Here is a 19,489-nt window from a genome sequence, read left to right as displayed (position 1 = left end):
GGGGCGAAGTGCGATAGACCATGGCTTGCCGCGCCGTCGTGGTCTTTGTGCTTGATGACATGTTTAGCGTGCCACAAGGGGTTGCCGTCATGAGCATCGATGCAGTGACTCAGATCGGCGGACCGGACGAGGCGCACACAAGCACCGCGGAAGAAATCAAGCAAATCACGGGCAAGTGCCCGGTACTGAACAAAGAATTGAAGAAGGGAGAAGCGGCATGATGTATCGGAACGTTGTAGCAGCAGTGGTCCGGGCACTTGCTGCGGAAACCATAAACTCGGCCGGTGGCTGTGACTTTGATCAGAAGGTTCAATGCGCCAAGCAGAAGGGTGAGATCGTCGGCAAAGAGGCGGCTTTCCTGACCGACTGCTGGGTTTTCGGCCGCCTGCACAAGGCGCTGAGCCCAGAGCACTGGCGCGCGCTGGTGGCGAAGTTCTCCACGCACACAGATCGCAAGCACGCGGCGATCACGGAAATCACCAAGCAGTACCGGTCTCCGGCGCCAGAGCGGTTTCGTCATTGCGCCATCGTCACCTGGGCCATGCCAAAGCTGCCTGGCGTTGATGGCAAGCGCAGTACAAATGTTCTTCCAGCCGCCTGGTACGAGATGGACAACTGGAGCGAGGACCCGCATCCCATCAAAACGCAGGAGCGTTGGAGGCGTGACATTCGCAAGGGGCTTGAGCGCGCGGTAGACGTGGCCCTGACCGAAGCTCAGCACATTTTGGAGGCTGAAGGCATTTTGATTGCAGATTGCGTTTGACGGCGACTGAGCCAGTGAGCCATTATCCACCCCATCCTGTCATTCCTGCGCACATAGGGGATTGACCACAAAAGCCCGGCTTAACGGTCGGGCTTTTTTTGTGCCTGCGATTCGCCCAACGCCTTCGGAACCTCTGACCGCCAAGTTCAGCGAGGGCTCATTCGTACCTCGTTCCTCATTGGCCGCCCTGACGGCCCTTTTTATTCCGGAGTAAAGATGGACCCAACCGACCTCGGCCCAGGCACAGCTACCTGGCTGGGCGGTACGGGCACAATCCTGCTGGGTGGCTTCCTGTGGTTGAGGAAATTCCTCTCCAGGGACGCGACCGACCGCGCCATGGACAACGCCGATATCGGCACCGTCCGCAGGCTGAACGAACTGCTCGACTCTGAACGTGTGGCCCGCAAAGAAGCGGAGGCCCGCGCCGATCAGTTCGCCAAAGAACGTAACGAGCTCGCTGCCGCTGTCGGCCGAATGGAAGGGAAAATTGAAGCCCTGACCAGCCAGGTAGCCCAGCTTACTGACAAGGTGACCACGCAGAGTGACGAGATCGCTCGGCTGCGTTCGCGCCTCGGAGGTATCAACTGATGGAAAGATGCGTAAGAGACTTCATCGCCCGGCGCTGGTGGCGTCGGCTGGAAGTGTGGGTGATTGCCTCGCTGCTGGTTACCGGCTCGTTCGCGCTGGGCTTCGGTGCTTCTCAGTGGTCGCTTGCAAGCTGGTACAGCGCCCAGGTCGCCGAAGTGCGCCGGGGTTATGACGAGGCCACAGTGCAGCGCGACATGCGACTGAACAAGCTGGCCAAGACCGCGACCGACGCAGCTGTAAAGGTTGAGGGCGCAGCCGGCAAGGCCACCGAAGCGGCTGAGGCAGCCAGCAAGGCAGCCGACAAGGTCAACGAGGCGGTAGAGCGGCAGACGCCTTAGCGCGCCACAAAATCAAGCACTGCCATTTTGTGGCGCGACGATGCACAGCTACTTGTTCTGATTCTGAGGTAACTGTGAATTCAGCTTGTCGCAAAGCTCTTGTGCCGATGCTTCATCCTCATACTCAGCGACATAGTCGCCAGTTATGGTGTGCACCGCCTTGAAGCAGTAAGTCGGTAGAGGAAGAGGGTCCACGGGTTGCCCTAAGCGTTTTCCCTGCACTACAACCCTTGCGCGTTGTTTTTGCTGAACGATGTAGACGATATCCATTAGCAGTGCCCTAAGAATTTATTCCCCTATCCATACCTGTAACAAGCTACCTATGCAAGCCAGCATCCGAGATCTCATGTGACGACTATTGCTTACGGGGTTGGCGTGGCTGTCTATGACTCTCTTTAAACCATAGGAGTCACTGCTCTAGAAATCTTGCACCTGCCCGACGGTCGGGTAGGTATCGCATTTATCCGCAAGAAATCGTGCGACAAAGTCGTTAGGCTCACCGACCAGAAGTGCTCTAGATGTATTCAGCCTTGGGAGAAATTGAAATTCCTTGCCTGTCTGTTCAAAGCCGTCTTTCGCCGCCTCAAGCCCATGTTTTATATGGCGCTCGGCCTCTTTGTAGAGTGCGAAACGCTCAGAGGCAACCACACAAAGAGATTCCCTAGTCATTCTCTCGTTGACGCTTGTATCTTTAACACTATCCCCATCGCAGCCGGCCATTAACAAAATTGATGCTGCTCCGATACATAGATTGAACATCTGTCTCATATTCCCGCCGCCGCGCATCTGCTCAATTGAAGTCCACCAATACCGGCAACCAAGCACTAATTCAATACCACCTTCGTTTCCTGAGATTTAGCTATGACAACCAAGCAACCCGACTGGGAGGCGATTGAACGTGCCTACCGGGCCGGATTGCTTTCCATCCGAGAGATCGCATCGACCCAGGGAATTACTCACGGCGCAATCAATAAGCGCGCCAAGCGGGATGGCTGGGAGCGAAACCTCAAGGCAAAGATTCAGGCCAAGGCTGATGCGCTGGTATCCAAACGCACGGTATCCACTCTGGTATCCACCAAACAGGCGGATACCGAAAGAGAGATTATCGAGGTAAACGCTGAGGTCATTGCCAGCATCCGCATGGCTCACCGAGGTGATATATCTCGCGGCCGGCGGCTGACCAACAAGCTGCTGGATGAACTGGAAGGGCTGACTGACAACCGCCAACTGTTCGAAGAGTTGGGCGAGTTAATGCGCTCCGAGGACGACAACGGGCAGGACAAGCGTAACGACCTGTACCAGAAGATCATTGACCTTCCGGGCCGCTCCAAGACGATGAAGGAAATGGCGGAAACGCTGAAGACCTTGATCAGCCTTGAGCGACAGGCTTACGACCTCGACAGCAAGCAGGGCGGCAACGACGCCGACGAACTTTCCAAGCTGATGGACGAGTTATCGAAGGACGCCTGACATGAAGCCCGAGCACATGAAGCTGCTCAGGGATCGGTTCTGGCGACTGAATAACCTGTACTTCATCACTGACAAGAACGGGAAGAAAGTCCGCTTCCGCATGACGCAGGAGCAGATCGACTACTTCCAAGGCATGCACACCCGCAACATCATCCTGAAGGCGCGTCAGCTGGGCTTCACGACGCTGGTCTGCATTGTCCAGCTCGACGCGGCTCTGTTCGAGTCCGCCAAGTGCGCGCTGATCGCCCACACCCTGAACGACGCCAAGCGCCTGTTCCGCGAGAAGATCAAGTATGCGTATGACAACCTTCCCAAGGAGATACGCGCTGCAAACCCTGCTTCTAACGATGCTGCTGGTGAGCTTGTGTTCAGCAAGGGCGGATCGCTCTACGTGTCCACATCCTTCCGGGGCGGGACTCTACGGTATCTGCACGTATCCGAGTTCGGGAAGATCTGTGCCAAGTTTCCCCACAAGGCCAGAGAGATCGTCACCGGGGCATTCGAGGCGGTCGCCGCCGATTGCTTCGTTACCATCGAGTCGACGGCAGAGGGGCGGGCGGGGTACTTCTTCGATTACTCGCAGAGCGCTGAGAAACAGCAACTGTCCGGCGTGCCGCTGGGCAAGCTGGACTGGAAATTCTTCTTCTTCAGCTGGTGGCGCAACCCGCTGTACTGGCTGGACCCGACCGACGTCATCATTCCTGACCGGCTGACCAACTACTTCAACGAGCTGCAGGCCAAGCACGGGATCGCGACGAACCCAGGCCAGCGAGCGTGGTACTCAGCCAAGGAGAAGACGCTCGGCGACGACATGAAGCGGGAATATCCGTCGATACCCGCCGAAGCCTTCCAGCAGTCGATTGAAGGCGCGTACTACGCCAAGCAATTCACCAAGCTCTACGGCGCCCAGCGCATCGGCGTGCTGCCCGACAATAGCCATCAGCCAGTTCACACGTTCTGGGATATCGGCGTGGGCGACTCGACCTCAATCTGGTTCGTCCGGATGGTGGGCGAGGAATACCACGTCATCGACTTCTACCAGAACAGCGGTGAAGGCCTACGCCATTACATGAAGGTCCTGAAAGATCGCGGCTACGTCTACGGCGAGCACTGGGGGCCACACGACATCGATAACCGGGAATTCAGCAGCGATGCCAAGACCCGGCGCGAAATGGCGCGTGAGGGCTACGAGATCGACGGACAGCACTATCGGATGACCTTCCAGGTTGTGCCAAAGATCGGCGTGGACGACGGCATCGACCAGGTGCGCGAGATACTGCCGCACTGTGCGTTCGACGAGGCCAAGTGCGAAGAGGGCATCACCTGCCTGGAAAACTACCGCAAGGAATGGGACGACAAAAAGGGTTGCTGGAAAGACCGGCCACTTCACGACTGGTCATCCCACGCTGCTGACGCATTCCGCTACTTCGCTGTAGCCAAGACCAAGCGCGCAACCATGACCCACATCCCAGTCACATTTACCTTCTGAGGCTATACGCAATGCCCAACTACAGCGCCAAACGGCAGGAGTACAGCGATGCCTTGCCCGGTTGGCAGCTGGTCAAGCGCTGCGTAGCTGGCCCGCGCGAGGTCCGCAAGTACGACGAGTACCTTCCTATGCCGGACCCGCTCAACCAGTCGGAAGAGAACAAGGCCCGGTATCAGCAACTCAAGAAGCGCGCCATGTTCCTGAACGTGGTTGGGCGGACGCGCACCGGCCTGTTGGGTGCAGTATTCCGCAAGACTGCTGAGGTTGAGCTGCCAGCACCTATCCAGTACCTGCTGGAGAACGCCAGCGGCGACGGTGCAAGCCTTGAGCAGCTGAGCAAGGAATCGGTAGGCGAGTGCATGGACACGGGCCGTGGAGGCTTTCTGGTGGACTTCCCGAAGGTTGAGCTGCCAGAGGGGCAGAAGTCGCTCACCAAGGCCCAGGCGGTAGGGGCTCAAGCGTTCATCCACTTCTACCCGGCTGAGTCGATCATCAACTGGCTCGAGGACGTAATCAACGGCGTTAAGCGTCTGGTTCTGGTCGTGCTGCATGAGAAAATCAACGAGCGATCGCTCGACGGCTTCGAGTTCACAGCCAAGGATCAATATCGCGCGCTGATGCTCAAGGACGGCAAATACGTACAGAGCGTCCACACATCGGACAACCCCGAAGGTGATGAGAGCGAGCCCACCGACAAGACCGGCAAGCCCTTCGATCACATTCCGTTCCATTTCTTCGGCGCTCAGAACAATGACGCTAGCATCGACAAGGCCCCGCTTGAAGACCTTGCCGACGTGAACATCCTTCACTATGGCAACAGCGCCACGGTGGAAGAGGCTGGATTCATCGCTTCTCAGCCAACCCTGTTCATCACCACGGACATTCAGCCTGACGAGTTCATCAAGCTGAACCCGAACGGTATGCACATCGGGTCGAGGCGAGGGCACAACCTGGGTAAGTCTGGTTCGGCAATCATGCTGCAGGCCAAGGAAACCCAGCTGGCGCGGGAGCTGATGAAGGACAAGGAAGAGCAGATGCTTATGATCGGTGCTCGGATCGTCCAGCAGGGCAATGGTGCCGAGACGGCAGAAGCTGTTCGCATCCGTTACAGCTCTGACAACTCAGTTCTGGGCACGATTGCTGGCAACGTGTCCGAGGCTATCAAGTTGGCCCTGTTCGACGCCCAGCGCTTCATGATGGATGCCGCGGACATCAAGGGAACGGTGTTCTGGCTCAATCAGGAATTCTTCGATCAGGTCATGGACGCGCAGGCGATCCTGGCTCAGATGCAGCTCTGGCAGCAGGGGATCATCGCGAAGAAGGACTTGCGCACCAACCTGCGTCAAGCCGGCGTGCTGGAGTCGGACCGCACCGACGACGATATCGACGAGGACCGCGAGTCTGAAGCGCCTGTACTGGGCAGTGAGCCGGATGAGCCACCAATGACCGGTGAAGGCAATGAGCAGTGAAGGCTATCTGATCGACGCCACGACCCGACATCAGATCTACGTCCAGCGGCACGCGGGTAGCAATCTCAAGGAGGTGGCGAAGTTCATCACGCTTGCCATTGCGACCGCCAAGGAGCGCGTATCAGCTGGATTGAGTGTCTACGGCACCAAGCGGTACGAGAAGCAGATAGAAGTGCTGCAAAGTGATTTGCGGGGCATCTACGCTGAGATGAAAGGGCGTGCGCAAGCCGACCTGAGCGACTTTGCGGTTCATGAGTCTGCTTTCAGTGCAGCAATGCTCGGTGCGACGGTAAGTGTCGGCGTTCAGGTCAGCACGCCGTCGGCTCAGATGGTCGTTTCGTCCGCACTGACAAGGCCTATGGCGCTGGAAGCCCGAAAGAAGGGCGTCCAGAAAATCAGCATCAGTGGCGCGCTTGATCAGTTCGGCAGCAAGAAGGCCGCCGAGATCATCAGCGAGATCCAGATCGGTGCTGCGCTGGGTGAGCCTACGCAGGCCATTGCCAGGCGCATCAGTGGTCTGGAAATGCTCCAGCGTGATCAGGCGACCTCACTTGTTCGCACCGTGACAAACCATGTGGCCAGCACGGCACGCATGGAGACGCTCAAGGCGAACGACGACATCCTCAAGGGCTGGCGGTGGATATCAACCCTTGATAGCCGCACCTCGCATATGTGCCAGGCCCGTGATCAGCAGCTGTACGGATGGGATGACCCCAGACCGCCCGGCCACTGGAATTGCAGGTCAAGCGCTCTGCCGGTGCTGAAAGACCAATATGCTCGCGAAATACCAGGCTCGACGAGGCCCTCAAAAGGCTCTGACGGAACAGAGCCAGTATCGAGCAAGGTCACGTACCAGTCATGGCTGGAGCGCCAGCCCGCCGCGTTTCAGAAGGATGTTCTCGGCCCGAGCCGTTATGCCTTGTTCTCAAAGGGCGAACTGACCCTCGACCGATTCGTCGACGACAACGGGCGAACACTGACCCTTGACCAACTGAAAGCCAAACAGCCTGCAGCCTTCGAGCGCGCAGGACTTTGAACCGACCGGCCATGAGCCGGTTTTTTTACGCCCGAGGCTGTGCCAACGGCAAATCATCCGGGGGATGACATGAAGTACAAGATCGACAAAACAGCATATGACGCGCTCGAGCCATCCATGCAGGCGTTCTACAGGGCGCAGGGCGAGGATTACGTCTTGGCAATTGAAGGCCTCCCCAGCGGTGGCGAGGACCTGGAAGGCCTGAAGCGCCAGAACCAGACCCTGCTGGACGAGGCCAAGGCTGCCAAGCAGCGCGCCCGAGATGCCGAGCAGGCCCAGCAACTGCGCGAGCAGGAAGCAGCAAAGGCCCGCGGTGACTTCGAGCAGCTGTTCACCAGCAGCGAACAAGCACTGGCAGCTGAGCGCGCCAAGCTGGCCGAACTGACCAGCACCATCGAGCGCCGCGATCTGTCCTCAGCAGCATCGAAGGTTGCAACCGTCATAGCTGATGGTGAAAACGCCGAGATCCTGGCCGAGTTCATCCAGCGCCGGCTGAAAGTCGTTGAAGGCCAGGTCAAGGTCACGGATGCCCAGGGCAGTCTGACCATCGCCACTCTGGAGGACCTGGCGAAAGAGTTCGAACAAACACCACGCTACGCATCACTGGTGCGCGGCACGCAAGCGAACGGTGGCGGGGCTACCGGGGGTAAGGGTGGCGGGGCCACCAAAACGTGGGACCAAATGACCGGTATGGAGCGCGTAGAGCTTCGCCGAACCAACCCCGCCGAGCATGCGCGCATGAAAGCCGCTGCTGAGGCCAAGTAAAAAGGAAATTAAGCAATGCCAACCATTCTCGCCGACGTAGTCTTCCGCGACGAGCTGCGCGACTACATGACCGTAAACACGGTCGAGCGCACCGCGTTCTTTCAGTCGGGCATCCTGACCAACAACAGCGACATGTCGACGCTGCTGTCCAGCCCCTCCAACACCTTCACCATCCCGTGGTGGGTCGACTTGGATGCGTCCATCGAGCCGAACTACTCGAACGACGTATACACCGACATCGCGGTACCACTGTCCGTCACCAGTGCTTCCATGCAGGCACGCGCCGCGTACCTCAACGAGGGCTGGAACTGCATGAACTTGGTGAAGAACATCACCAAACAGGACCCGCTGGAGTTCGTTGCCGGCCGCTTGGCCAACTACTGGGAGCGTCAAGCCCAGCGCCGTGCGATTGCTACGGTGGTCGGCGTGTACAACGACAACGTGGCCAGCAATGGCGGTGACATGGTCGTTGATGCTGGCGGGGTCATCAGCGCAGCGGCAATCATCCGCGCCCGAGCGACTATGGGCGACTACAGCCCTCAGATCATCACGCCATCAGGCACCAAGGCACTCAGCGTGATCGCCATGCACTCGGCGGTTCACACCGAGCTCTCGATCCTCAATCTGATCGACTTCACACCGGTCGCCGATCAAACCCCTGAATTCGGTCGCTTCCAGAACATGCTGGTGGTGCTGGACGACGGCTTGCCAGTCATCGGCACCGGTGCTGATGCCAAATACCTGTCGATCATCTTCGGCCCTGGCGCTATCGGTTATGCCGAGGAGCAGGGTGAGGACGACGTCGAGTACGACCGTACGCCGGATCGCGGCAACGGCGGTGGTGCAGAAACCTTGTGGACTCGTCGCAACTTCGTTGTGCATCCACTTGGCTACTCGTTCAACAGCACCACCATCACCGGCACGCCATCCACGACTCGACCGATCTCTGCCAACTGGTCCGACCTGGCCTTGGCGCTCAACTGGGAACGCAAGTTCAGCCGCAAGCAGGTGCCGATCGCCTTCGTGACCTCCAAGCTGGGCAGCTGACCTAAAGCCGGCTCTGTATGGGGCCGGCACATCCGATGGAGAAAATCATGACTGTAAAAAAAGACAATCACATCGATCCCGAGCTGAAAGCGCGCTGGGGCTTCGGTGGTGAAGCAGGGAAAATCACCGTAGGCCCAGAAACTGTGGGCGAGACGGGCGGCGTTGACCATGCCCGTACCCGTAACGAGCCTGGTGGCGCGAATGGCAATGGCGGTGGTGCCGAAGCGACTCGCCAGACGCTGGAGCTCGACGCTGTAAACCGTCTGGCCGCCGGTCTGGAATCCGGCGTGCTGAATCCAGTTGAAGGCGATGGCGCTGCCGCTCGGCTGCACGCAGCCCTGACGGGAATTCAGCAAAGCACTCAGCGCCTGGCCCAAAGCCGCGACGAGGCGGTCGATAAAGCCGACCAGTTGCAAAAGCAGGTCGACGATCTGCTGGCCCAAGCTGAGCAAGCGCGTCAGGCGGACGCAGAGGCAAAGGTAATTGCCGAACTCAAGGCCAAGCTGGACGCGGCCAGCGTCACCTATCGCTCCAACGCCTCGAAAGAGTCGCTGCAAAAGCAGGTCGACGAGTTGAGCAAGGCGTAACGCAAAAGCATCACCGGGGCTTCGGCCCCACTCATTCATTCGGAGGCCAGATGGCTACCTACATCACCGTGGCAGACGTTGACGCCGCGCTGGGTGCCAGTTGGGCCCCCGAGAGCCAAAAGGCCCGAGCAGTCATGCAGGCCAATGCCTATATGACATCTCTGAGCCTTGCAGGCGTCGATATGAAAGCGATCCCTGAAGAGGTTGTGCAGGCCGGCGTAGAGCTTGCCCAGGTCGCTGCTTCTGGGAAGCTTTATCAGCAGCAGACTGAGGGCGCGTTAGCATCCAAAACGGTCAAGGCTGGTCCGGTGACCACCAGCAAAACATTTGCATCCATCGATACCAGCAAATCCACTTCGCTTCCGGATGGCCTGCAGTTCGCTCTGGCGCTGCTGGCCCCGTGGCAATCCAGCGCATTCAGCTTCAACGTCTACAGGTGAGCCATGGGCATTCGAGATGAAATCCAGGCTGATATGGCTGAGGCCTTCGACACTGACTTGGCAGATGCGGTAAAGACGTTTAGCGGCGGGATCACGCTGCCCGGAACGGTTGATCCAGTCACAGAGGCTTCTACTCCGGGCGTAGTGGTTGCGTACAGCGGGCGAGGGGTTTTCGCCGACTACCGAATCGACCTGATCGATGGTGAAAGCATCAAGGCCACCGACCAGCAGTTGATTGCCCTCACAAATGAGGTGATTGGCGGCGTCCCGCAGGCCGGCCACAAGATCAACGGTTTCGACGTGATCAACGTCCAGACGGACCCGGCTGACTGCATCTATCAAATCCAACTGAGGCAAATCTGATGGCCGGATGGAGCACGCCCCCCACAGCATTCATCGCCCAGATTGAAGGCGATATGACCAAGCAGCTGCGAATCATCGCAATGGCGCTCCTGGGTGAGATCGTCAGCCGCTCCCCGGTGGACACCGGAAGGTTCCGCGGGAACACAACGGTCACGATTGGCTCGCCCGTATTCTCGAACAGCCAGACCCTGGACCCGACCGGAGCGGCCACGATCAGCAAGGGTGCTTCGGTTCTGGCTGGCCTCAAGCCTTTTTCGATCATTTACATCCAGAACAATCTGCCGTATGCGGAGAAACTGGAGAACGGTCACTCCAAGCACGCGCCGTCCGGCGTCTTTGGGCTCGCCTTCGCTGGTGTCGCAGCGGCGTATGCATCATGACCTATGAGCAAATACGCAGAGCCATCACGGCGCGCATGGTGGCCTTCACCGGTATTGAGCAGGAGCGAATCTTCTACCCAAACGCTCAGTACCCGGCGCAGAACCAAGACAGCTCTGGCGTATTCAAGCCTCCCGCCGACGGCCTCTGGTGCCGCCTGACCATCCAGCACGCCACCGCGTTCATGGCGGGGATGGCGGACCAGCCCTACACCCGCAAGCCCGGCATCATCGTCGTGCAGTGCTTTGCCCGGCTTCGCACCGGCATGCGCGGCCTGAACGAACTGGCCGACGCACTGGAGGCGCACTTTGCCTACTGGACTGAAGGCGACCTTGAGTGCATCGAGGCCAGCCAGGTCGACGCAGGTGAGTACGAAGGCTTCTATCAGATCAACGTGAATATCCGGTTCCGCGCCGGTTGAGAGGATTTATGCAGAGTCACAACTACGTGCCAAATATATCTGGCTGGAAGCTTGACAAAGTAACCGGTGAGTTTGAAATCAACTCGGCCAAGATTTCTGTCGGAGGCCTGTCTGAGCAGCCTCAGATGATTACCGTTACCGCTGGCGAATGGGCTGCGCAAGATCTTCCAGAAAGCGCGATCGAGCATTACGCCTTCATCGGTTCGGAAATATCAAAAATCCCAGGCGAGTATCGAGCCAGTGCCGAGATCGGCACTTTTGATGATTCTTATGAGCCGGGTTTCGTGGACATCCGCACGAAGCTGACGTACCAGCGGCCCGAAACCGCTGAAGAGATGGCGGCGCGCATTAAGGCGTCTAGAAGCTCGGGCTGCTCCATCAAAAAAGAAGGTGACAAATTCACCTTTTTCCATAATGGCGTGCCCCACATCGTTTTGGGCGACCTCGATAAGGCAACCGAAAAGCCCGATACGCCTTTCGTTGTGGAAGGTGATCAGGTCTTTATCAATGAGTTCCTAATAGCGGACGGCATGATCACCGACAAGATGGCCCCGCGTCCTGGATTCAGTGATTCAGTGGTGCCAAAAATCTCCATCAAGATGAGAGGCACCCAACAGGGTCACTATTTCGCTGGGTGTATCGGCCTGGGGGTCGAAGGCCTTAAGACCGATATCAAGCATGAGGTTACGACCCGAGCCAGCGCCGACACTCAGCTTTCTGCCCGCATCGGCGCGCTCGAAGCTCGAATCAATGCTGAAGAATCCCGTATCACTCAGCAAGGTTCCGCTATCACGCCGCTCAAGTAACAGCCAAGCAATATCGCCAACCCCGCCCCGAGCGGGTTTTTTATGCCCGCAGAAAGGAGACTCACATGAGTTCCGGCGCAAAAGTCGTTTCACACATCATCAAAGAGGTGACGCCCGGCGTTACCCCCAACGGCACCTGGGACACGCTGCGCCTGACCGGTAACGCGCTGACCCCGACACCCAATACCGAAGTAAGCGACGAGATCACCGACACCCGGCTGAGCCAGGGCTCGGTGCTGACCAGCATCGATATCGGCGGCGATCTGTCGGCCGAATTCTCGTTTGGCTCGTTCGATCAGCTTCTGGAAGCCGCTTTCTACGGCGTCTGGACGAACGACGTGCTGCGTGTGGGCGATACTCGCAACACCTTCAGCATCGCCAAGGGTTTCACCGATATCGGCGTATACGGCGTTTTCAAGGGCGCTCACGTGTCCACCTTCGCACTGGAGATTCCGTCGGAAGGTAAGGTGACGGCCACGTTCAATATGGCGTGCCTGGATTACGTCGACTCCGAGGCATCGATTGTCGTCACCCCGAACGCGCCTACCACCACGCCGTTCCTGTCGAACAACAACGTGGGCACGATTCTGGTAAATGGCGAATCGTTGGAAGGCGTGGCCTGCGTCTCGGCCATGACCATCAACCTGGACAACAGCCTGCAGACTCAGCGCTGCCTGGGTTCGGATCGACTCGGCCCAGGTGCCCACATCGCGACCGAAGCGGCCATCACCGGCAGCATCACGCTGGCATGGTCTAAGCGCGCTTGGCAAATCTGGAAGAACACGTTCACCCGGCTGCCGATCGCGGTCGAATTCCCCATCACCGACTCTCTGGGCAACAAGTACACGTTCAACTTTCCGGCCGTGGAAGTGGATGGCGAACTGCCGAACGGTGGAAAGCGCGACTTGATCGAGGTCGAGCTGAACTACACCGTGGCCAAGCAGAGCCCGACCATCACCCGTGACGCTGCTGACCCAGCACCGTAAATCCTTTTGACCGCTCCGGTGATAACGCCTACCGGGGCGGTCCTTTTATGGCGTGGCGTTGAGGTTGCATCATGGCTCTCAAGCTGAAGAACAAAGAAGTGGTCGATACCGCTGCGAAGTGGTTCGATTTCGATGCGGATACCAAAGTCCAGTTGGTTTCGCTGGACAACACCGAATACCAGATCGCCATGGAGCGCATGCGCCGCCGTGTCGCTCGCAACGACGCCCAGTTCCAGGAAGGCGATATCGGCGTGATCGCTGGCGAAAAGACCGAATACGTCAATCACTGCTTGGCGATCGCTTCATTTCTCTTGAAGGACTGGGCCGGCGCAGTGGATGGCGATGGCAACGAACTCAAATACACCGAGCAGGTCGGTGCTCAGATGCTCGAGGATAACGTCGACCTGTTTTTGTTTGTGTTGGAGCGCAGCGGCGAGCTGGCTGCCTCGAAGAAGGTGGAGCAGGCTGAAACACTGGAAAAGCCATCGCCCGCTTCCAGTGGGAAAGCGAGTGGGCCGGCCCGCAGGCAGAGAAGCGCCAACTGATATTCAGACAGCTCGGCATGGCCGTTCCGGATGAGCCGTCGCAAGATCCAATCACTGCATACCTGTTGAACACGTTCAGGGGCGTGTGTCGTGGGCGGCGCTACATCTCAGGCATGGGCGGCGTATTCCCAATGCCGCTTTCCGCGCGTGAAATATCCGACTGGCTCGACGCACGACCATCACCAATCCCCAGGGAGGAAGTCGACGACGTGATTTTCGAACTGGATCGCCTGTTCATGGATCAGGACGACTCGGAAGAAGAGGATTAATGGTCGTTTTTTGGTGCGCCCGATGATGGTAGATTGCTGCCATTACTCAGGGAGCGCCATATGAACCCGGCAACAGCATCCAGATCAGAAATCAGAGAATACGTGCGAATCGACGGCGAGGCCCTGGCTGCGTTTGGTCGCGCGGGGGGGAACATACATCAGATGATTCTTGATCAGCAGGATGTGGTTGAGGGGCTTCTGGAAGGCCTGAGCATTGAACAGCGGGACAGGTTCAACAAAATCTACACGGAAGAAGTGAATGCCAGCACAGCAAAGCTTCGGGAAGACATAAGCAAAATTGAAAGCCCTCAGCTTGAGACGGTCGACGTCAGTCCCCAGCCTTCAAATGTGCAGATAGAGCCTACGTCAAGCAAAGGAATCTTTGTCATCCTCGGATTCGTTGTTTTGGTCATGCTCATCCTCTACAAAATTTCCTCATAGACAACTTGCCAAATAGAAAACCCGCTTCGGCGGGTTTTTTTATGCCCGGAGAAAAGTATGGCCCTTACCTCACGCCTAGTTATCGAGGTCGATAGTCGTAGTGCCGAGCAGAAAGTGGACGATCTTCGCCGAGGCCTACAGGCGCTGAACGACGCAGGCTTGAGGACGGGGCCGATTTTTTCTGGCGCTGGAAATGCCATCAATGGCGCTGGGCAAAACGCAAGGTCGGCAACCGCTCAAGTTCAGAGCCTTGAGAGGCAGGTAAAGTCACTCGGTAGCGTTGCCGCAGGCATAGCTGGACCTCTTGCGGGCGCGTTCAGTGTAAAGGCGTTTTACGATGCGGCCGAGGCCTACAGCACTCTTACGAACCGAATGAAGCTTGTAACTGACGGTGCTGGAGAGCTTGCTGCTGCCCAAAAGGCAGTTTTCGCAATATCTCAGAGCTCATACCAGCCACTGAACGCTACAGCAGAGCTTTACCAGCGGATTGCGACCAATCAGAAAGAGCTGAAGCTTACCGGTGAGGGTGTGGCCGGTGTCGTCGGTACGATCAGCAAGACGTTGGCAATTTCCGGCGCTTCTGCGGCATCTGCCAACGCAGCCCTGATTCAGCTTGGCCAGGCATTCGCTTCTGGCGTACTGCGCGGCGAAGAGCTGAACAGCGTGATGGAACAGGCTCCGGCGCTGGCGCAAGCAATCGCAGCAGGTATGGGCAAAACAGTTGGAGAGCTCCGTACGCTTGGCGCTGCCGGCCTTCTGACTGCCGATGCCGTAGTCAAGGCGCTGCAATCTCAGCAGCAGGCAGTCGACCAGCTTTTCGCCAGGACTGCCGTGACGATCGGCAACAGCGTCACCGCGCTGGACAACTCGTTCACTCAGCTGGTCGGCAAAATGGACCAGGCCAGCGGCGTCAGCGCTTCGATATCGCACGCCTTGGTTTCTGTTTCAAAGTCGATGGACGACCTGACAAAAGACTCGTCATCGACCTATCTGTTGCTCTCAAGAATTTCCAATGTCGCCGAGACGCTTGCCTATGTTCTTGGTGGGCGCTTAGCGATCGCGGCAGGCCAGGCCGCAGTAAGCTTGGTGGTTGCCACGAAAGCATCATTGGCACAGGCTGGCGCGCTTGCTTACTCCACTACGATGAGCATCAAAAACGCTGCTGCAGAGGCGGCGGCTGCAAAGCAGTCGTTGCTAAATGCGCAGTCCAAGCAGGCAGATGCTACTGCCATGCTTGCCAGGGCAAACGCCGAACTGGGCCTCGCCGAGCAGAAAGTGGCAGCCGACCGAGTTCGTCAGCAGTCGGAAATCAACAACCTAAAGGCTGTTCAGACAACTCTCGCAGCAGAGCGAGTATTAGAAGAGCAGCGGTTAGCGGCGCAGATCAGCGAGCAGGGGCGTGCTGCAGCCAGGAACCGCATGGCGCTGGCTCGACTTGATGAGGTGGCCATCATTCGGCAGATACAGGCAGCCGAGGCCGCTCTCGCAGCAACAACCATTGCTACTTCCGCACAGATCCAGTCGGCTTACGCGGGCCGGACGGCTGCTGCTGCATCTTACGCTGAGACAACTTTGGCGCTTAATGCAGCCGTCAGAGCGTCGGAGATGGCAACAGCGGCAACGTCCACCGCCAGCAAGGCAATGCTTCTTACGGCTGCAGCAGGTCGTGGGTTGCTCGCATTACTGACCGGCCCTGTTGGCCTTATCGCTTTGACCGGCGCAGTCGCATACTCATTTCTGAGCGTGGGCGACAGCGCCAAAGACGCGTCGGCATCGCTTGTCAGCCATAACGCAACCGTTGCTGAGTCAATAGAGAAGTACAAGGCTCTATCCGCAGAGCAGCAGCGGCTGCAAAAAATAACCTGGGCCGAGCAGCAAGCCAAAGAGTTGAAAACCGCCGAATCGGCTCTTGATGATTTCACCTACAAGATACAAACCGGGATCGTGCTCGGACCTTTTGCCGCACAGTTCCGCACCATGATCGACGAGGTCAAAGCTGGTAAACGTCCCTTGGACGATGTGACCAAGTGGATTCAGGAGAACAGCAACGCTACTCCAGCGTTCATAAAATCACTTTCTGAGCTGGCCGTAACACAGCAGACCAGCAGCAGAAACTCGGCAGATTTTGCAGCAAAGCTTGCTGGCGTAGACGCAGCAAACAAGGCTGTTACCACCAGCACGTCAGGCCTAAGTGCTGCTCAGGCCGGTTCAAGCAGCCAAACGAAAGCCCAGCTCGCGGAGTGGCAGAAGTACATCGCGAAGCTGACCGAAGCGCGCGATCTGGTTGGAGCGAACGAAAAGGCTGAGGCTGCTTACCGGGCCGGGAAAATGGGCCTGACCAAGGAACAGGCCGCCCAGGCCGATATCGTTGCCAGTCAGACCGACCTGCTAAAGAAGTACGAGGACGCGGTAAAGGAGGCTGATAAAGCTCAACAAACCGCGCTCAGATCGCAGTTGATTGCCCTTTACACCCAGCAGCAGGCTGCTGAGGACGCAACCGCCGCGGTCAAGAAAAGCCACGAAGACGCGGCGAAGGCGGCCGAGGAAAGCGCCAATAAGCAGATCGCCGAAATGCAGCGGGTTATCAACGCTGCGCTCAAGATTCAGGGCGGCCCGCAAATTGACCTTGGCATTCAAAAGAAGCGTACCGGCTACGATCTACTGACCAACGGCGCTGCACCGCTTGCGCCTACCCGACTGACGCCGGCACAGCTCGCAGACAAGCAGCTGAGCCAGATCACCGAAGGCACGAAGGTCAACAAAAATGCTGGAAAGCAGAAAGCATTTCAGGAGGACGCAGGTGTAAAGCTGCTGGATGATGCGCGCCAGCGTTACGCGGTCCTGCAGCAGCAGAGCAAGGAACTTATCAACCAGGACGGGACGATCAAGTCCATCGGTGCCGAGCAAAAGAAATTGGTCGAACTGGAAGCAGAGATCGCCCAGTTCAAGGAAAAGAAGACGCTCACTACCGCGCAAAAGCAGGTTTTGGCCATGGCCGAACTGAACATTGCGCAGCAGAAGCAAAACGCCGCACTGGAAAAGGAGACTGAACTTCGCAAGACCGCTTACGAGGAAACGCAGAAGCTTGCGGCCTTCCAGGCGAATCTGAGCAGCCAGCTCGTCAAGGATCAGACCGGTCTCAGCAATAACTTGGCCGGTTTGGGTATGGGCGATCAGGCCAAAGCACGGTTGCAGGAGCAGTTCAGCATCCAGGAGCAGTACCAGTCCCAGCTGGACAATCTGTTGCAGCAGCGCAACGAAGGGAAGATCACCCAGGATCTATACAGCAAGGAAACGAATGCGCTGAATGCCGCACTGCAAAGCCGGCTGTCTATGCAGCAGAAGTATTACTCGGACGTCGACAAAGCCCAGTCCGATTGGACGCTGGGCGCCAGTTCGGCGCTTGAGAGCTACCTCGAGCAGTCGCGCGACGTGGCCGGGCAGACCAAGCAGCTGTTCACCAACGGTTTCAGCAACATGGAGGATGCTGTCCTCAACTTCGTAAAAACCGGGAAGGCCTCATTCAAGGATTTTGCTGACGGGGTGGTTTCTGACTTGATCAGGATTCAGCTCAGGCAGGCCGCAGCAGGTTTTCTGAGCACAGCGTTCAGCTTCCTGAGTGGCGGTAGTGCGGCGCTTGGCCAGGGCACCATGACGGGGTCAAGCCAGACGATCTCGCAGACTGGATTCTCTGGTGGCGGCTTTACTGGCATCGGTGGCAAGTACGACGAAAAAGGCGTAGTTCACGGCGGCGAGTTTGTCATCAAGAAAGAAGTGGTCAGTCAGCCTGGCAATCGTCAGTTCCTGGAGCGCATGAACTCCAACAAGAAGGGCTACGCCGACGGCGGTTATGTCGGCAAGGCTGCTACGACAGCAGCGTCCAGCAGTCCTCAGCAAACGGTATCACCGGGCGCCAGCGGCCCACCCATTCACCAGTCGTTCCAGTTCCAAGGCACTCCAGACGAATCGACCCTCAGCATGGTCAAGGAAGCTGCGTACCAGGGCGCGAAGGGCGGCTACGAGATGGTGATGCGCGATTTCAAAATAAACGGACCCATCCGCCAGCTCGCAGCCAGGCGCTAATCAATAAGGAGTAACGCATGGCTCTCACGTGGCCTGCTTCGCTGCGCCCGTCAGAAATGAGCTGGGGCATCGTCAACAACAGCCGGGCGTTCACGTCGTCGCTTTCGAACGCCCAACAGATCGTTGGCTACCCCGGCGCTTACTGGCAGTGCACGCTGACCTTTGGGCTGCTCACGCGGGCTCAGGAGCGCGAGCTTTCATCGTTCCTCGGCAAGCTGGACGGGATGTTCGGGACGTTCAACCTGCCGGACTTCACCCGATACCGGGAGGTGAGTGTCGGTGCGCTCAGCGTGGTCAGCGGCTTTGCCCAGGCGCGCAGCATGATCATTGCGGGCGCATCGGCAAGCTCGCCGGTCTTCAGCGTCGGTGACTACATCACCATCGCAGGCGAGATGTTTGAAGTGACCGACCCGGTTTCGTCGAACGCTCAGGGCCAGGTCACTGTGCCGCTCAACAAGCGTATCCGGAAAACGCTCACGCCAGGGGCGGCGGTTGAATACCTGAACCCCTACTCGGAAATGCGCATGACCTCAGACACATGGTCGATGACGCGCCGGCCAGTGGTCGCCAATGGCAGTTACTCATTCAGGGAGGCATTCTGATGCCCTCAGCTTTCCCTTTCAGCCAGAAGGTGGTGGATATCATCGCCACTGGCAAATTCATGCCGGTGTACGCCGTGCAGCTCGACTTCGCCGACGGCATGGTTTTCGCGCACACGGGAACCGGTGAGCTGGTTGTCGACGGCATCACTTATGAAGGTGTGGGCAATTTTGGCCAGGTCAGCCAGTCGCAGGAAAGCGACAACTCAGGTTCGCCAATGTCGGTCGACCTGACGTTGAGCGGGTTGGACTCCTACATCCTGTCCGAAACCAACTTGCGCGGTTGCCGGGGCCGAATGGCCAAGATCATCTTCGTGGTGTTCGACGAGGCTGGCAACTACGCCGCCGACATCCTGTTTTCCGGGCGCATGGACGCCCCCAAGTTCTCGTTCGCGGGCAATGGCCAGGACGGCAACACCATCACCGTGCCGGTCATTGACCGCATGGCCGAGTGGAGCCGAACCGGCACCGAGCGCTGGACGGACGAAAACCACCGCGCCCGGCACCAGGGCGACCGATTCTTCTACGCAATCGCGCAAATGTCCGAATGGCCCATCTACTGGGGGTCTGCCAAGGATGCGCCGACCTTCACCTACGGAAATTAGC

The 19,489-nt window shown here is 58.0% G+C and carries 25 protein-coding genes; 23 read left to right on the top strand and 2 right to left on the bottom strand.

All coding sequences use genetic code 11. The annotated features are described in order from the left end of the window. Positions 1–89 precede the first annotated feature (89 nt). From KBY08_RS26370 to KBY08_RS00490, 4 genes are all read left to right on the top strand, one after another. Entirely contained in the window at positions 90–221 is a 132-nt protein-coding gene (locus KBY08_RS26370) for a hypothetical protein (protein ID WP_263870032.1), read from the top strand. After that, complete coding sequence (locus tag KBY08_RS00500; protein ID WP_225651048.1) at positions 218–763, top strand: hypothetical protein; 546 nt, start codon at positions 218–220, stop codon at positions 761–763. Before KBY08_RS26370 ends, KBY08_RS00500 begins: the two co-directional genes overlap by 4 nt. Before the next feature lie 216 nt (positions 764–979). Beyond that, positions 980–1,351 (top strand): chemotaxis protein, encoded by a 372-nt coding sequence (locus tag KBY08_RS00495; RefSeq protein ID WP_122408972.1) that lies wholly within the window; start codon positions 980–982, stop codon positions 1,349–1,351. Continuing rightward, on the top strand, positions 1,351–1,689 hold the full coding sequence (locus tag KBY08_RS00490; RefSeq protein WP_057458379.1) for a hypothetical protein: 339 nt from the start codon (positions 1,351–1,353) through the stop codon (positions 1,687–1,689). Before KBY08_RS00495 ends, KBY08_RS00490 begins: the two co-directional genes overlap by 1 nt. Positions 1,690–1,737: 48 nt before the next feature. Here KBY08_RS00490 and KBY08_RS00485 read toward each other — a convergent pair whose 3' ends face one another. Continuing rightward, positions 1,738–1,959 carry a hypothetical protein gene (locus KBY08_RS00485; protein WP_225651047.1) on the bottom strand — a complete coding sequence of 74 codons (222 nt, stop codon included), beginning with the start codon at positions 1,957–1,959 and terminating at the stop codon, positions 1,738–1,740. 147 nt (positions 1,960–2,106) lie between these two features. Next, positions 2,107–2,448: a hypothetical protein gene (locus tag KBY08_RS00480; protein ID WP_225651046.1), complete on the bottom strand. Its 342-nt coding sequence runs from the start codon at positions 2,446–2,448 to the stop codon at positions 2,107–2,109. 102 nt (positions 2,449–2,550) lie between these two features. Between KBY08_RS00480 and KBY08_RS00475 the strand changes: the two genes are divergently transcribed. The 19 genes from KBY08_RS00475 to KBY08_RS00385 all read left to right on the top strand — a co-directional run bounded on the left by KBY08_RS00475 (position 2,551) and on the right by KBY08_RS00385 (position 19,488). Continuing rightward, positions 2,551–3,159 (top strand): hypothetical protein, encoded by a 609-nt coding sequence (locus tag KBY08_RS00475; protein WP_225651045.1) that lies wholly within the window; start codon positions 2,551–2,553, stop codon positions 3,157–3,159. 1 nt (position 3,160) lies between these two features. Then, positions 3,161–4,648, top strand: coding sequence for a terminase (locus tag KBY08_RS00470; protein ID WP_225651044.1), 1,488 nt, complete (start codon positions 3,161–3,163; stop codon positions 4,646–4,648). Positions 4,649–4,659: 11 nt separating this feature from the next. After that, entirely contained in the window at positions 4,660–6,117 is a 1,458-nt protein-coding gene (locus KBY08_RS00465; protein ID WP_225651043.1) for a DUF4055 domain-containing protein, read from the top strand. After that, entirely contained in the window at positions 6,107–7,153 is a 1,047-nt protein-coding gene (locus KBY08_RS00460; protein ID WP_225651042.1) for a minor capsid protein, read from the top strand. Before KBY08_RS00465 ends, KBY08_RS00460 begins: the two co-directional genes overlap by 11 nt. 69 nt (positions 7,154–7,222) lie before the next feature. Beyond that, positions 7,223–7,918 (top strand): hypothetical protein, encoded by a 696-nt coding sequence (locus KBY08_RS00455; protein WP_225651041.1) that lies wholly within the window; start codon positions 7,223–7,225, stop codon positions 7,916–7,918. 15 nt (positions 7,919–7,933) lie between these two features. Further along, positions 7,934–8,965 (top strand): coat protein, encoded by a 1,032-nt coding sequence (locus KBY08_RS00450; protein WP_225651040.1) that lies wholly within the window; start codon positions 7,934–7,936, stop codon positions 8,963–8,965. Positions 8,966–9,012: 47 nt separating this feature from the next. Continuing rightward, a complete protein-coding gene (locus KBY08_RS00445) occupies positions 9,013–9,552 on the top strand; it encodes a hypothetical protein (protein ID WP_225651039.1) in 540 nt (179 codons plus the stop codon). A 50-nt stretch (positions 9,553–9,602) separates the two neighbouring features. Next, positions 9,603–9,992, top strand: a complete 390-nt coding sequence (locus tag KBY08_RS00440) for a protein singed (RefSeq protein ID WP_225651038.1) — start codon at positions 9,603–9,605, stop codon at positions 9,990–9,992. A gap of 3 nt (positions 9,993–9,995) precedes the next feature. Continuing rightward, complete coding sequence (locus tag KBY08_RS00435) at positions 9,996–10,355, top strand: hypothetical protein (protein WP_225651037.1); 360 nt, start codon at positions 9,996–9,998, stop codon at positions 10,353–10,355. Beyond that, the gene (locus KBY08_RS00430; RefSeq protein WP_225651036.1) at positions 10,355–10,735 is read left to right on the top strand and encodes an HK97 gp10 family phage protein; all 381 of its coding nucleotides are present in this window, start codon (positions 10,355–10,357) and stop codon (positions 10,733–10,735) included. The genes KBY08_RS00435 and KBY08_RS00430 overlap by 1 nt, the downstream gene beginning before the upstream one ends. Next, positions 10,732–11,154, top strand: coding sequence for a phage tail terminator-like protein (locus tag KBY08_RS00425; RefSeq protein ID WP_225651035.1), 423 nt, complete (start codon positions 10,732–10,734; stop codon positions 11,152–11,154). Before KBY08_RS00430 ends, KBY08_RS00425 begins: the two co-directional genes overlap by 4 nt. An 8-nt stretch (positions 11,155–11,162) precedes the next feature. After that, positions 11,163–11,960 carry a hypothetical protein gene (locus KBY08_RS00420; protein WP_225651034.1) on the top strand — a complete coding sequence of 266 codons (798 nt, stop codon included), beginning with the start codon at positions 11,163–11,165 and terminating at the stop codon, positions 11,958–11,960. A 65-nt stretch (positions 11,961–12,025) separates the two neighbouring features. Then, positions 12,026–12,946, top strand: coding sequence for a phage tail tube protein (locus KBY08_RS00415; protein ID WP_225651033.1), 921 nt, complete (start codon positions 12,026–12,028; stop codon positions 12,944–12,946). A 71-nt stretch (positions 12,947–13,017) separates the two neighbouring features. Next, positions 13,018–13,491, top strand: coding sequence for a hypothetical protein (locus KBY08_RS00410; protein ID WP_225651032.1), 474 nt, complete (start codon positions 13,018–13,020; stop codon positions 13,489–13,491). A gap of 17 nt (positions 13,492–13,508) precedes the next feature. After that, positions 13,509–13,760, top strand: a complete 252-nt coding sequence (locus KBY08_RS00405) for a hypothetical protein (protein ID WP_225651031.1) — start codon at positions 13,509–13,511, stop codon at positions 13,758–13,760. A gap of 60 nt (positions 13,761–13,820) precedes the next feature. Continuing rightward, complete coding sequence (locus KBY08_RS00400) at positions 13,821–14,201, top strand: hypothetical protein (protein ID WP_225651030.1); 381 nt, start codon at positions 13,821–13,823, stop codon at positions 14,199–14,201. A gap of 57 nt (positions 14,202–14,258) precedes the next feature. Then, positions 14,259–18,284 carry a phage tail tape measure protein gene (locus tag KBY08_RS00395; RefSeq protein ID WP_225651029.1) on the top strand — a complete coding sequence of 1,342 codons (4,026 nt, stop codon included), beginning with the start codon at positions 14,259–14,261 and terminating at the stop codon, positions 18,282–18,284. Positions 18,285–18,301: 17 nt separating this feature from the next. Continuing rightward, positions 18,302–18,886, top strand: coding sequence for a hypothetical protein (locus KBY08_RS00390; protein WP_225651028.1), 585 nt, complete (start codon positions 18,302–18,304; stop codon positions 18,884–18,886). Then, a complete protein-coding gene (locus tag KBY08_RS00385) occupies positions 18,886–19,488 on the top strand; it encodes a hypothetical protein (protein ID WP_225651027.1) in 603 nt (200 codons plus the stop codon). The genes KBY08_RS00390 and KBY08_RS00385 overlap by 1 nt, the downstream gene beginning before the upstream one ends. Position 19,489: the final 1 nt, after the last annotated feature.

It is taken from the genome of Pseudomonas sp. P135 (assembly GCF_020312125.1).
Taxonomy (GTDB): domain Bacteria; phylum Pseudomonadota; class Gammaproteobacteria; order Pseudomonadales; family Pseudomonadaceae; genus Aquipseudomonas; species Aquipseudomonas fragariae.
The sequence above is the reverse complement of the archived record's forward strand: the minus strand, read 5'-3'. Positions and strand labels throughout refer to the sequence as shown.

Excerpts from the sequence above, each read along its gene's own strand:
- KBY08_RS00485 (WP_225651047.1), bottom strand. The coding sequence starts at position 1,959 with ATGGATATCGTCTACATCGTTCAGCAAAAACAACGCGCAAGGGTTGTA.
- KBY08_RS00465 (WP_225651043.1), top strand. The coding sequence starts at position 4,660 with ATGCCCAACTACAGCGCCAAACGGCAGGAGTACAGCGATGCCTTGCCC.
- KBY08_RS00460 (WP_225651042.1), top strand. The coding sequence starts at position 6,107 with ATGAGCAGTGAAGGCTATCTGATCGACGCCACGACCCGACATCAGATC.
- KBY08_RS00395 (WP_225651029.1), top strand. The coding sequence starts at position 14,259 with ATGGCCCTTACCTCACGCCTAGTTATCGAGGTCGATAGTCGTAGTGCC.
- KBY08_RS00480 (WP_225651046.1), bottom strand. The coding sequence starts at position 2,448 with ATGTTCAATCTATGTATCGGAGCAGCATCAATTTTGTTAATGGCCGGC.
- KBY08_RS00490 (WP_057458379.1), top strand. The coding sequence starts at position 1,351 with ATGGAAAGATGCGTAAGAGACTTCATCGCCCGGCGCTGGTGGCGTCGG.
- KBY08_RS00495 (WP_122408972.1), top strand. The coding sequence starts at position 980 with ATGGACCCAACCGACCTCGGCCCAGGCACAGCTACCTGGCTGGGCGGT.
- KBY08_RS00500 (WP_225651048.1), top strand. The coding sequence starts at position 218 with ATGATGTATCGGAACGTTGTAGCAGCAGTGGTCCGGGCACTTGCTGCG.
- KBY08_RS00430 (WP_225651036.1), top strand. The coding sequence starts at position 10,355 with ATGGCCGGATGGAGCACGCCCCCCACAGCATTCATCGCCCAGATTGAA.
- KBY08_RS00425 (WP_225651035.1), top strand. The coding sequence starts at position 10,732 with ATGACCTATGAGCAAATACGCAGAGCCATCACGGCGCGCATGGTGGCC.
- KBY08_RS00440 (WP_225651038.1), top strand. The coding sequence starts at position 9,603 with ATGGCTACCTACATCACCGTGGCAGACGTTGACGCCGCGCTGGGTGCC.
- KBY08_RS00420 (WP_225651034.1), top strand. The coding sequence starts at position 11,163 with ATGCAGAGTCACAACTACGTGCCAAATATATCTGGCTGGAAGCTTGAC.
- KBY08_RS00470 (WP_225651044.1), top strand. The coding sequence starts at position 3,161 with ATGAAGCCCGAGCACATGAAGCTGCTCAGGGATCGGTTCTGGCGACTG.
- KBY08_RS00385 (WP_225651027.1), top strand. The coding sequence starts at position 18,886 with ATGCCCTCAGCTTTCCCTTTCAGCCAGAAGGTGGTGGATATCATCGCC.
- KBY08_RS00390 (WP_225651028.1), top strand. The coding sequence starts at position 18,302 with ATGGCTCTCACGTGGCCTGCTTCGCTGCGCCCGTCAGAAATGAGCTGG.
- KBY08_RS00475 (WP_225651045.1), top strand. The coding sequence starts at position 2,551 with ATGACAACCAAGCAACCCGACTGGGAGGCGATTGAACGTGCCTACCGG.
- KBY08_RS26370 (WP_263870032.1), top strand. The coding sequence starts at position 90 with ATGAGCATCGATGCAGTGACTCAGATCGGCGGACCGGACGAGGCGCAC.
- KBY08_RS00415 (WP_225651033.1), top strand. The coding sequence starts at position 12,026 with ATGAGTTCCGGCGCAAAAGTCGTTTCACACATCATCAAAGAGGTGACG.
- KBY08_RS00455 (WP_225651041.1), top strand. The coding sequence starts at position 7,223 with ATGAAGTACAAGATCGACAAAACAGCATATGACGCGCTCGAGCCATCC.
- KBY08_RS00405 (WP_225651031.1), top strand. The coding sequence starts at position 13,509 with ATGGCCGTTCCGGATGAGCCGTCGCAAGATCCAATCACTGCATACCTG.
- KBY08_RS00410 (WP_225651032.1), top strand. The coding sequence starts at position 13,018 with ATGGCTCTCAAGCTGAAGAACAAAGAAGTGGTCGATACCGCTGCGAAG.
- KBY08_RS00435 (WP_225651037.1), top strand. The coding sequence starts at position 9,996 with ATGGGCATTCGAGATGAAATCCAGGCTGATATGGCTGAGGCCTTCGAC.
- KBY08_RS00450 (WP_225651040.1), top strand. The coding sequence starts at position 7,934 with ATGCCAACCATTCTCGCCGACGTAGTCTTCCGCGACGAGCTGCGCGAC.
- KBY08_RS00445 (WP_225651039.1), top strand. The coding sequence starts at position 9,013 with ATGACTGTAAAAAAAGACAATCACATCGATCCCGAGCTGAAAGCGCGC.
- KBY08_RS00400 (WP_225651030.1), top strand. The coding sequence starts at position 13,821 with ATGAACCCGGCAACAGCATCCAGATCAGAAATCAGAGAATACGTGCGA.